Raw genomic sequence first — 10,682 nt, forward strand, 5'->3', positions numbered from 1 at the left:
ACAAAAATCAGAAGTGTCGAGAAGAACAACACAGCCGTCGAAACCAGCGAGAAGACAGTATATTGAACAATCATGATCGATATCCTTTGCGGGTGGCAGAAGGAAGTCGCAGCAAAATTGCGAAACAACGCCTGCCTATGTGAGCAATGCTCACGGAGTTACTACTATCCCCCTAAATCGGGATAGCTGTTGGATAGAAGCCCGGGTTAAAGCCCAAGGTCCGAAAGTCCCGGATGATCATCCGGACGACGTCCCTGGGGCCAATGGAAAAGGCGTTCTTCGGCCGTAATTGGCTTGTCATTGATCGATGCGACGCGATGACGCATCAGGCCATGCTCATCAAATTCCCAGTTCTCATTGCCATAGGCGCGGAACCAGTTGCCGCTGTCATCGGAATATTCATAGGCAAAGCGCACAGCGATGCGGTTTTCGTGAAACGCCCAAAGTTCCTTGATCAGGCGATAGTTGATTTCCTTCTGCCACTTGCGGGTCAGGAAGGCGACAATCTGATCACGTCCTTCAAAGATCTCCGCACGGTTGCGCCAGCGGCTATCGACTGTGTAGGCCAGTGAGATTTTCTCGGCATCGCGGCTGTTCCAGCCGTCTTCTGCCATGCGAACTTTCTGTTTGGCGGTTTCTTCGTTAAAGGGCGGCAATGGTGGTCGTGACATGGCTGTAATCCTTTGTCTTGAAAATCAGAAAAGAAATCCCGGTCGACGCAGGGGAGCTTATGCGGATTGGGGGACCGCCGACCGGGGACGCCCAAGGATCAGGCTGCAGCAGCACTGACCACCGGGAAGTCGATCGGCGTTTGAAACGCTTCGTTGAGGTAATTGGTCAGGGTATTAAGCGCGACATGGGCAACAATCTCGACCAGCTCGGCATCGCCATAGCCAGCAGCCTTAACAGCCGCTACATCATCAGAGCCCACCTGCCCGCGGTTACGCACAAGGGCGACCGCGAAACGCACAGCGGCATCTGCCTTTGCATCGGTTGAGGCGCCATTGCGGTTCGCCACAATTTCAGCGTCATCAAGTTTGGCGAGGTTTTTGCCAAGATAGGTATGGGCAGACAGGCAATAGTCACAACCATTGATCTGCGCGACCGCAAGGGCAATGCGTTCACGCGTTTGCGGATCAAGGGCGCCTTTGGACAGCGCACCATTCAAGCCAAGATAGCCTTCAAGGGCCGCCGGGCTGTTTGCGGTCAGACGAAACAGGTTGGGCACAGAGCCCAGCAGTTTATTCACGCCTTCAAGAAGCGGTTGCGAAGCAGTTGGTGCAGCATCGATTGATGCAGGAAGTGAAATACGGGTCATGGGATTTCTCCAAAATCTGGTTGACTTCATCAGTTGTTGAAATCAGATATACAGACAGGTCTGTCTATTTGTCAAATACATTTTTGGATCGATCATTCTGGAATCCAGAAACGCTTGCAATTCCGGGCATTTCCGACGACAAAAAGACAGACCGGTCTGACTATTGGAGTATGAGAATTGAGATCAAAACGCAACGACCTTGTCGATACCGCCCTGCGTCTTTTCTACACACAGGGCTTTAATGCGACCGGAATCGACAAAATCCTTGCCGAGTCCGGCGTCGCCAAAATGACGATGTACAAGCATTTCAAATCCAAGGATGAACTGATCCTGGCCGCCCTTGAACGGCGCGATGAGGATTTCCGCGTATGGCTGACGACCGAAATGGAAAAAGCATCCGGTCCGCGCGCCAAGCTGCTTGCGATGTTTGATGCGCTTGAAGACTGGTTTAATGGACGTGCGTTCAAGGGGCTTGGCTTTGCCGGATGTGCGTTCATCAACGCATCAAGCGAGTTTTCCAACCTTGACCACCCGGCCCATCAGATTGCCGCCAGCCACAAGAAACGCATCCTAGAGTATCTTGAAGATCTTTGCCGCGAAGCAGGTGCACCCGATGCCCCTGCCCTTGCCGAGCAGCTTGCCCTGTTGAAGGAAGGTGCGATTGTCACCGCCCAAGTGCGCGGATTGACCAGCGCCGCGCAAATCGCAAAGTCGATTGCCGAGGGGCTTTTGAAAACGTCGCTTCCTGATTAGGCCGACGTCAGCGCAAAAAAAGCGGAGCCAAAAGGCTCCGTCTTTTTTGTGTCGGCTTTGAAGTGTGTCAGTCGTCGAGATCGACCAAAACGACTTCACCGTTCTTAAGCTTCAGACCAAGCTGGCCATGCTTGAGCTTCAACGCATATTGGCCAAACAACTCGCGACGCCAGCCATGCATGGCCGCAACATCGGCATTATCATCGGCCGCGATGTTTTGAAGATCGTCACCCGATGCAACAAGGCGCTGAGCAACACCGCGTTCTTCGGCACACAGCTTCAAAAGAACCTTAAGCAGCTCAACCGTCGGCCCGATGCCAGCAGGCAGTTCAATGCGCTGCTTGGGCTTTGGCCATTCATCTTGCGGCAGGGCCAAAGCCCCTTTAATGGCCTCAATAATCGCCTGGCCCGGTTTGGAGGTACCAAAATTGCGACCAACGCCACGGGTTTTATCAAGATCCGCTTCTGACATCGGCTGACGCGCGGCGATATCAAGCAGCGTATCATCACGCAAAACGCGGTTACGTGGCAGGTTCTTACGCTGGGCTTCGGTTTCACGCCATTCGCCAAGCGCACGCGCGACCGCCAAAAACTTCGGGCTGTTGGAGCGGGTTTTAAGCCGCAGCCATGCTTCGGCCGGATCAATCGAATAGATCGACGGATCGGTCAGACGTTCCATTTCCTCATTAAGCCAAACAGCACGGCCATTGGCTTCGAGGCGTTCGTGGAAGTCTTCAAAAATCACCCGAAGATGGGTTACATCCGAAAGCGCGTAGCTGATCTGTTTGGTCGAAAGCGGGCGACGGGACCAGTCGGTGAAGCGCATGGATTTATCAATGCTCTTGCGCGCAACCTTGTTGACCAAGGTTTCATAGCCAACCTGATCACCATAGCCCAGCACCATGGCCGCCACCTGGGTATCAAATACTGGATGGGGGACCTTGCCAGACAGATGAACGAAAATCTCGATATCCTGACGGGCAGCGTGAAACACTTTGATCACGCTTTCGTCCTGCATCAGCTCGAAAAGCGGTGACAGGTCAATGCCTTCGGCCAGCGGATCAACCGCAACGCCGTTGTCGGAATTTTCCGGACTCGCAAGCTGCACAAGACACAATTGCGGCCAATAGGTCGAGTTCCCGCATAAATTCGGTATCGACCGTTACATATTCGAACTTGCGCAAGCTTTCACAAATTACGCGAAGTTCTTCTGTAGTTGTAATTGGTTCCATGTCGATTGCTATAGCATTGCCCGCCACAATTCGCCAGTGGCTTCGATGCAATGCTGATCATCGGCTTGATCAGATGGCAGCACGCCGTAAAGCACCACACACATTAAATAATCTCGTCCTCATCAAGCAGCGGATCTGACTGCAGATGGGTTTCAATGGCGTCCATGCGTTCCTGAACTTCGGAATGGCGTTTAATCGATGCGATATGAAACAGTGCATCGCCCTGGTTCACAATCGGATGGTTGGTCCGCCCAATGATCAGGCCATCTTCACGCGCAACCACCTCTTCATCCATCTGACCAAACGGATCGGCCACCGCGGCGACGACATCACCGGCATGGACGAACTCACCCGCCAGCTTGAAGGTGCGCAAAATCCCGCCTTCAGGTGCACGGAGCCAATGGCTGTTGGCGGATTTGAACGATGGGACGCGCGGGGCCCGTACCGTGCGCTCGGAAATCATGCCTAGTTTGCGCATGACACGCAAAACGCCCGATACACCGGCACGGATCGACATTTCATCAAAACGGAGCCCCTCGCCCGCTTCATAGAGCAAGATCGGCACACCGATTTCGCGTGCGGCCTGACGAAGCGATCCTTCGCGAAGTGGGCTGGTCAGAATGATCGGCGCGCCAAATGCCTCGGCATATTCCATGATCTGCGGGTCGTCTTCATTCACCCTGATCTGGGGCAAGTTAACACGGTTAACTGCCGCCGAATGAAGATCGATGCCAAAGTCGGCCCGCTCGACAATTTCCTTAAGAAACAGATGGGCCAGCTGTGCCGCCAACGATCCGCGCGAATGTCCCGGGAAACAGCGGTTCAAATCGCGACGGTCCGGTAAATATCGTGTGTGGTTCAAAAAGCCGAACGCATTAACCACAGGCACCGCCAAAAGCGTTCCGCGCATACCGCGCAGTGCCGGGGATTTTAAAACGCGGCGGATAACCTCCACACCGACGATCTCATCACCATGCACGGCCCCGCTGACAAAAATGACAGGACCGGGGCGTTTGCCATGAACAACATTAACCGTGAGATTGACCGGCGTGTGGTTTGAAAGAAGTGAAATCGGGATATCGACAATCTTGCGCGTCCCCGGAGCAACCTTTTTCCCACCAATTTCGAAATCAGGGGTCTTGGGAGTTTTAGCTTTTCCCTTGGTCGATCCGGTTTCGCTCATGCCGTCATCCTTTGCCTTTGGTCCGAACCTTGCCCGGACGGAAATCTTTTTCCAGGAAGTCGATAATCATCCCGGCAATGTCCTTGCCGGTTGCGTTTTCAATCCCTTCGAGGCCCGGAGAAGAGTTCACTTCCATCACGACAGGCCCGTGGTTTGAACGCAAAATATCGACGCCACAGACATTTAGCCCCATTGCCTTGGCGGCTTCAACTGCTGTTGCGCGTTCCTGCGGGGTAATGCGCACAGAACGTGCCGAACCACCACGGTGAATGTTGGAACGGAAATCCCCTTCCGCCCCTTTGCGTTCCATGCTGGCGACGACCTTGCCACCAATCACAAAGCAGCGAATGTCGGTGTTGCCCGCTTCCTTGATGAATTCCTGAACCATGATGTCGACGCTTGCACCACGGAAGGCCTCGATAACGGACTTTGCTGATTTCTCGGTCTCGCCAAGAACCACACCAATGCCCTGGGTTCCTTCCAGAAGCTTGATCACCACCGGTGCGCCACCAACGATCGACAGAACTTCGTCAGTCTTCTTCGGGTCATGGGCAAATGCCGTCACCGGCAGGCCAACGCCACGGCGCGACAGGATCTGCAGCGAACGCAATTTGTCGCGCGAACGGCCGATCGCGACTGATTCGTTCAGCGGATAAACACCCATCATTTCAAACTGACGCAGAACCGCCAGACCGAACGAGGTCACCGACACACCGATACGCGGAATAACCGCTTCATAGCCCAGAAGCTTGGTGCCACCGTAATAAATCTCGGGCTTGAGCGAGGTGATGTTCATCGTTACGCGCAGCGTGCTGATGATGTCGATCTCGTGCCCACGTGCTTCGGCAGCCTCAACCAACCGTTTGTGGGAGTAAAGATTAGGGTTGCGAGCAAGCATCGCGATTTTCATAAAATGAACTCCCGTGGTCGGCATAGACAAGCCCGCGCACGATCAAAATACCGTCTGCTTGCTTGCGATGATTTGTCAGAAAGAAAAAACGATCCTGTCCGGATTATGTTCCAGACCATGATCGTTCTTCTGCGCATCTAACTCTGTTCGGGCTTCCCTGCAAGATAAGATTTTGATGGCAGCACCAAAAATCTTCCTGCCTTCATTGCGGTTCGGCCCAAAAGCATGGGAAAGCCCATGATTGACCGGTTCGCCAAAGAAACTTCTACTTTCAATCTGTGATGTCCAACCATGATATGTGTCGATATCACAAACCGTTCTTCGGCATTTCCGTTTGAACTGCGAATCTCGCGAAGCCCGACCAAGGGTGCAAGACACTTTATCCGGCCATGCCCGTCACCCCGATAATGTGGCAAGGTGAACTGAACATATTCACGCCCGTCCTGTTCGACCTTTTTCGGGTTGATGGCATGCAGAGATGAGGTCCGCGCCCCAGTATCAACCTTGGCCTTGATCAGTGGAACGTCAAGGTCGGGAAGTCCAATCCATTCCCGCCATCCCAAAATATGCCCATCAGCAATCAGGGCATCTGTTTTGGATTTCAGTGACGGTTTTGCTTTAACGCGTTGTGGGCTCACATGCACTTTCCGCTAATTGATAGTGCCTTGAATATAGCCTGTAATCGGCTGATTGGCCTACGATTTTAACGCATGCAGCCTATTCAGGTCTTGGCATCGCCAGACGATGGTGACACGGATGCCTGCAATTCTTCAAGCACGGCACGCACCAATGGCAGCGTTACGGCACGCTTTTGCGCCAGCGCACTGCGATCGATTGCGGCAACCAATTCGGTCAATGACGCAAAGGACCGCTCAATCCGGGGCAGGATGTAGCTTATGATTTGCGGGTTGGCCTGAATTTGCCGATCCGCAAACAGTTTAAGCAACAAGCCAACAATCAGATCATCATCGGGCGGCGAAATCTCGCACACCAATGCCGCACCCAAGCGGGATTTAAGATCCGCCAAGGCGATCTTCCAGCGCGCAGGCGGTTGCGTTGCGGTTAGCAACAAATGCCCGTTGCGTTCTTTCAGAAGATTATAAAGATGGAAGCAGGCCTTCTCATCAATGCCGCTATCGGCATCTTCGATAACCAGTCCCTTTGCATCGCCAAGGATTTCGTAAGGGTCTTTGTCGGCAATATCGCATGCTGCGACACTAAGGGCTGCTGATCGTGCCCGCCACACTTCTGCAAGGTGGCTTTTGCCACATCCCTTGGGACCATAAAGACATAATGCCGGTGCGGGCCATTTCGGCCATTGGTCGATCCAGGCCACCGCTTCGCGGTTACATTGCGCGACCATGAAATCATCACGTCCAAGTGCTGGACGCAGTTCAAGTGCCAATGGCAATTGCTGTGGCGCGACATCGGCCGATACGGCATCGGAGTCGCTTACAGCATCAGCATTCGCGGCTTTGATTTCGCTGGCCGGTATGTCTTTTGCCCGGGTCAAAACGGTCTCAATTCTCGGTATCGCTGGCCGCTTCACCACGCGGGTGTTCGGGTCCATGGTCATATAATCGACTATTGAGATACTGCCTTAGGCCATAACGCACAAGTACACCAATGACTGCCGCCACCGGAACGGCCAGCATCACACCAAGCAATCCAAACACCGCACCACCGGCAAGCAAGGCAAACATCACCCAAACCGCATGCAGCCCGACCTTGTCACCGACAAGCTTCGGCGTCAGGAAATTGCCCTCAAGCACCTGACCAACCAGGAACACAAGTGCGACCAGACCAAGATCAAGCCCGATCCCGAATTGGGCCACGGCGACACCCATGCCAACTGCAAATCCGGCAATCATCCCGAAATACGGAACAAAGGATACAAGACCGGTCATAAGGCCGATGACAAAGCCGAACTCCAAGCCAGCCAGCGTCAATCCAAGCCCGTAAAACAGACCAAGCAGCATGCAAACGGTTGCTTGCCCGCGCACAAAGCCAGCCAGGGTTTGATCAATCTCGCTGACACATTGGCGAATATCGGTGGCAGATCGGCGCGGAAGATAACTATCGACCTTGGCAACGATCCGGTCCCAGTCCCGCAGCAAATAGAACGACACAACCGGGGTAATGAACAGCAAGCTCAGGAAGTTCAAAAGGGCCAGACCACCCGACAGGACATTGGTCAGAAGGTTGCCGACCCATTTAAGCGCATTGGCACTTTGCCCCTTGATCGAGTCAGACACGCTTTGCAGCGTTTCCGGTGCGACACGATCCAAAATGTGCTGCAGATACGGTGCGACGTTGGTGCGCAGCGCATCGACATAACCCGGCAGTCGTTCAAGGAAGCCTGCAAGCTGGCTTCCGATCATCGGCACGATCAGCAACAGCACCAGAATGAAGACAAGGAAGAACAGCACCGTAATGATGCTGGTCGCAAAGGTCCGGCTGGCCCCGCGTGCTTCAAGCTTGTCAGCCAGCGGATCAAGGAAATAGGCGATCGCCATCCCGGCAACGAACGGCAGAAGGATGCTGGAAAACAGCCAAACCAGGAAAAAGAATCCTATGACAAAGATCAGCCAGAATCGTGCCTGCTGTCGTAACGTCATGTCTGGTTCCCCTTACGAGCGTCTCGCTCCAAACTGTCGGCGTTTTGATCGCTATCTGATGGGCTTAGCCGCCCAGCGATAATCCCTGCAGGCGGTCCGAACCGCTTGGCTGAATGAACCACAGTTCGCCCATCCGGCTCAAATTAAGGTTCTGTTGATTGAGCGCTGTTTGCAGCTGATCCGTCGATCCCACGAAATCAAGTGACAGCTGAACTTCACGGCGCGACATCGCGACAACACGTGAATTGCGCACAACCGGCAAACCAATCAGCTTGTCTTCGATCTTGGCCCAGTCCTGTAGACCGGTGATCGGGATAAACACCATCAGGCTGCCGCCCGTGCTATAATTAATCAGGTTGGCACGTTTCCACCCATCAGCGAGTTGGTCCTGAACCGACTTTGCCGCACGCACCAGCGTTTCATTTAACGTTTCATTGGGCAGGGTATTTTCCTGCACACCAAAAATCTGCGGTGCACCGTTGGGATCATAACGTGTGACCGTGACATTGACACTTTCACCACCAACCGGGCCGGTGACATCGGCGCTTGCAACAACTGCGACATCAGCACCGTAGCGACGCGCAAGCTGGGCAAGCTTGTCCATCGCGCCATTTTCTGCCTGCTCGGCCGAAACGGTGCTGATATCGGTCAGATCACCAATCGGTGCCTTGATCGGAACAAGGCCGGACGTTGCGATATTGCGTGACCAGACTTCGCGCCACGGGTTTGGATCATCCCACAGGCTGACATAGCCGGACGTGCGATAGACCGGAACAATCATGACCGGTTTGGATTGCAGCTCGGCAAAGGACACGTCACGGAACCGAAGATAACGGCGAAGCTCGTCATCCTTGAAGCGCACGGTCATGTCCGCGATATAGCGCACAGACGAGGTTTTCTCGTTAGAGACCCCGAAATCGCGCACCATATTGGTGATCTCAGACGTGTCAGGGGTCTGAAGACCAGCACGATCTTCTGGCAAAGTCAGGCGGGCCACAACTTCTTCAAACGCAAGACGCTGACCGATTTCAAGCGCACGGTCACGTGCAGCAGCCGCCGTCTCGGCACTTTCATCGACACGCACGCCGGTGACAGTGAAAATGTCCTGAGCCATGGCAGGAAAGGCCAACAGCGCAGAAACCGTTACAGCGCCAGCCAACATCTTGATGTTTTTCAATGAAGTAAGCACGTATGCCTCTTTGCCCTAATCGTGTCTTGTCGGATTCTTTTAGAATGCTCTTTGTGGCATGTTGCAGGCATTCTGCAAAGAAAACTCTGTCATGCGCAGGTGATCATTGCATATTGCCCGCGTTTGAGTATTTTCGGCCCAGCGGAAATTATCAAGCCCGCGTTTTTTATCAGTAGGACACGAAAGCGTTTCTTGCATCTGATTAAAGGCGTCAGTAAGGCGGATTGGTCAAACAGTAGCAGTTTTGCTGCGACCCGGACCGCACATGCGCAAAGTACAACGCTTGAAAGTCAGTACGTACTGATGAAAAACGCGGGTTATGCCGCCCTTTTTTCACGCATGTTTGATGCCAAGGATCACCAAAATGACCGCCTCTAACGGCCTTACCTATAAGGACTCCGGTGTCGATATCGATGCTGGCAATGCCCTTGTCGATCGAATCAAACCGCTTGCAAAAGCAACCTCGCGCTCCGGTGTTTCAGGTAGTCTTGGCGGTTTCGGCGCTTTGTTCGACCTTAAAGCTGCCGGTTACAACGATCCGGTGCTGGTTTCCTGCACCGATGGTGTTGGCACGAAGCTTAAAGTCGCCTTCCTTGCTGACAAGCACGACACCGTTGGTATCGACCTTGTCGCCATGAGCGTGAATGACCTGGTTGTTCAGGGTGCAGAGCCGCTTCTGTTCCTTGACTATTTCGCAACCGGCAAGCTTTCCGTTGATAACGCCGCAAGCGTTGTTGCAGGTATCGCCGAAGGCTGCAAACAGGCTGGCTGTGCATTGATCGGTGGTGAAACCGCCGAAATGCCGGGCATGTATGCCGATGGCGAATACGATCTGGCCGGTTTCGCGGTTGGCGCGGCCGAGCGCGGCGAACTTCTGGATGGCAGCACCGTTGCCGAAGGCGACGTAATCCTTGGTCTGGCATCCAGTGGTGTGCATTCCAATGGTTATTCGCTGGTCCGCAAGGTCGTTGAAAAGGCTGGTCTTGGTTACGCCGACGACGCGCCGTTTGCACCGGGCAAAACTGTTGGCGAAGCGCTTCTTGAACCGACCAAGGTTTATGTCAGAAGCTGCCTGGCTGCGCACAAAGCAGGTCTGGTCAAAGCCCTTGCCCACATCACGGGTGGCGGCCTGACCGAAAACGTTCCGCGCGTTCTGCCGGAAAACTTGACTGCTGTATTTGATGCCAGCACCTGGGAATATCTTCCGATCTTCAAATGGCTTGCCAAAGAAGGCGGTATTCCGGGCGTTGAAATGGCGCGCACCTTTAACTGTGGCATTGGCATGTGCGTTGTGGTTCCGGCTGACAAAGCTGACGAAGCCGAAGCATTGCTGCGCGAACATGGTGAAACTGTTAGCCAGATTGGCGTGATTGGTCCGCGCGCTGGTGACGGCCCGCAGGTCGTCATCAAGAACATGGGCCCTTCATGGGAAAAGTAAGCAAGCTTAAACTCGCCGTTCTGATTTCAGGCGGCGGGTCC

Annotated in this window: 11 protein-coding genes and 1 pseudogene; 3 read left to right on the forward strand and 9 right to left on the reverse strand. The window is 53.9% G+C overall.

Annotated elements, in window-relative coordinates; all coding sequences use genetic code 11:
- Positions 1 to 206: 206 nt before the first annotated feature.
- Both ACMZ66_RS11960 and ACMZ66_RS11965 read right to left on the reverse strand, forming a co-directional pair.
- Positions 207 to 671, reverse strand: a complete 465-nt coding sequence (locus ACMZ66_RS11960) for a DUF1348 family protein (protein WP_416937433.1) — start codon at positions 669 to 671, stop codon at positions 207 to 209.
- Positions 672 to 769: 98 nt separating this feature from the next.
- Positions 770 to 1,318, reverse strand: coding sequence for a carboxymuconolactone decarboxylase family protein (locus tag ACMZ66_RS11965; RefSeq protein ID WP_416937434.1), 549 nt, complete (start codon positions 1,316 to 1,318; stop codon positions 770 to 772).
- A gap of 177 nt (positions 1,319 to 1,495) precedes the next feature.
- Here ACMZ66_RS11965 and ACMZ66_RS11970 point away from each other — a divergent pair, with 177 nt between their 5' ends.
- Complete coding sequence (locus ACMZ66_RS11970; protein WP_416937435.1) at positions 1,496 to 2,071, forward strand: TetR/AcrR family transcriptional regulator; 576 nt, start codon at positions 1,496 to 1,498, stop codon at positions 2,069 to 2,071.
- 67 nt (positions 2,072 to 2,138) lie between these two features.
- Here ACMZ66_RS11970 and rnd read toward each other — a convergent pair.
- From rnd to ACMZ66_RS12005, 7 genes and pseudogenes are all read right to left on the reverse strand, one after another.
- Positions 2,139 to 3,303: pseudogene (gene rnd, locus ACMZ66_RS11975) on the reverse strand (ribonuclease D).
- 103 nt (positions 3,304 to 3,406) lie between these two features.
- Positions 3,407 to 4,486, reverse strand: a complete 1,080-nt coding sequence (locus ACMZ66_RS11980) for a succinylglutamate desuccinylase/aspartoacylase family protein (RefSeq protein ID WP_416937436.1) — start codon at positions 4,484 to 4,486, stop codon at positions 3,407 to 3,409.
- 4 nt (positions 4,487 to 4,490) lie between these two features.
- The gene (rimK, locus tag ACMZ66_RS11985) at positions 4,491 to 5,396 is read right to left on the reverse strand and encodes a 30S ribosomal protein S6--L-glutamate ligase (RefSeq protein ID WP_416937437.1); all 906 of its coding nucleotides are present in this window, start codon (positions 5,394 to 5,396) and stop codon (positions 4,491 to 4,493) included.
- A gap of 137 nt (positions 5,397 to 5,533) precedes the next feature.
- Positions 5,534 to 6,034: an ATP-dependent zinc protease gene (locus ACMZ66_RS11990; protein WP_416937438.1), complete on the reverse strand. Its 501-nt coding sequence runs from the start codon at positions 6,032 to 6,034 to the stop codon at positions 5,534 to 5,536.
- Between the two features lie 83 nt (positions 6,035 to 6,117).
- Positions 6,118 to 6,909, reverse strand: coding sequence for an HdaA/DnaA family protein (locus ACMZ66_RS11995; protein ID WP_416937439.1), 792 nt, complete (start codon positions 6,907 to 6,909; stop codon positions 6,118 to 6,120).
- 7 nt (positions 6,910 to 6,916) lie between these two features.
- Entirely contained in the window at positions 6,917 to 8,014 is a 1,098-nt protein-coding gene (locus ACMZ66_RS12000) for an AI-2E family transporter (RefSeq protein WP_416937440.1), read from the reverse strand.
- 64 nt (positions 8,015 to 8,078) lie between these two features.
- The gene (locus ACMZ66_RS12005; RefSeq protein WP_416937441.1) at positions 8,079 to 9,203 is read right to left on the reverse strand and encodes a DUF2066 domain-containing protein; all 1,125 of its coding nucleotides are present in this window, start codon (positions 9,201 to 9,203) and stop codon (positions 8,079 to 8,081) included.
- Between the two features lie 51 nt (positions 9,204 to 9,254).
- Here ACMZ66_RS12005 and ACMZ66_RS12010 point away from each other — a divergent pair, with 51 nt between their 5' ends.
- Positions 9,255 to 9,581, forward strand: a complete 327-nt coding sequence (locus tag ACMZ66_RS12010) for a hypothetical protein (protein WP_416937442.1) — start codon at positions 9,255 to 9,257, stop codon at positions 9,579 to 9,581.
- Positions 9,568 to 10,641 carry a phosphoribosylformylglycinamidine cyclo-ligase gene (gene purM, locus ACMZ66_RS12015; protein ID WP_416937443.1) on the forward strand — a complete coding sequence of 358 codons (1,074 nt, stop codon included), beginning with the start codon at positions 9,568 to 9,570 and terminating at the stop codon, positions 10,639 to 10,641. The genes ACMZ66_RS12010 and purM overlap by 14 nt, the downstream gene beginning before the upstream one ends.
- The last annotated feature ends 41 nt before the right edge of the window (positions 10,642 to 10,682 follow it).

Origin of the sequence: Thalassospira sp. (assembly GCF_048059015.1) — a bacterium.
Taxonomy (GTDB): Bacteria; Pseudomonadota; Alphaproteobacteria; order Rhodospirillales; family Thalassospiraceae; genus Thalassospira.

Bases quoted from the DNA above. Each gene is read 5' to 3' on its own strand.
- ACMZ66_RS11960 (WP_416937433.1), bottom strand. From the start codon at position 671: ATGTCACGACCACCATTGCCGCCCTTTAACGAAGAAACCGCCAAACAG.
- ACMZ66_RS11965 (WP_416937434.1), bottom strand. From the start codon at position 1,318: ATGACCCGTATTTCACTTCCTGCATCAATCGATGCTGCACCAACTGCT.
- ACMZ66_RS12000 (WP_416937440.1), bottom strand. From the start codon at position 8,014: ATGACGTTACGACAGCAGGCACGATTCTGGCTGATCTTTGTCATAGGA.
- ACMZ66_RS11980 (WP_416937436.1), bottom strand. From the start codon at position 4,486: ATGAGCGAAACCGGATCGACCAAGGGAAAAGCTAAAACTCCCAAGACC.
- purM (WP_416937443.1), top strand. From the start codon at position 9,568: ATGACCGCCTCTAACGGCCTTACCTATAAGGACTCCGGTGTCGATATC.
- rimK (WP_416937437.1), bottom strand. From the start codon at position 5,396: ATGAAAATCGCGATGCTTGCTCGCAACCCTAATCTTTACTCCCACAAA.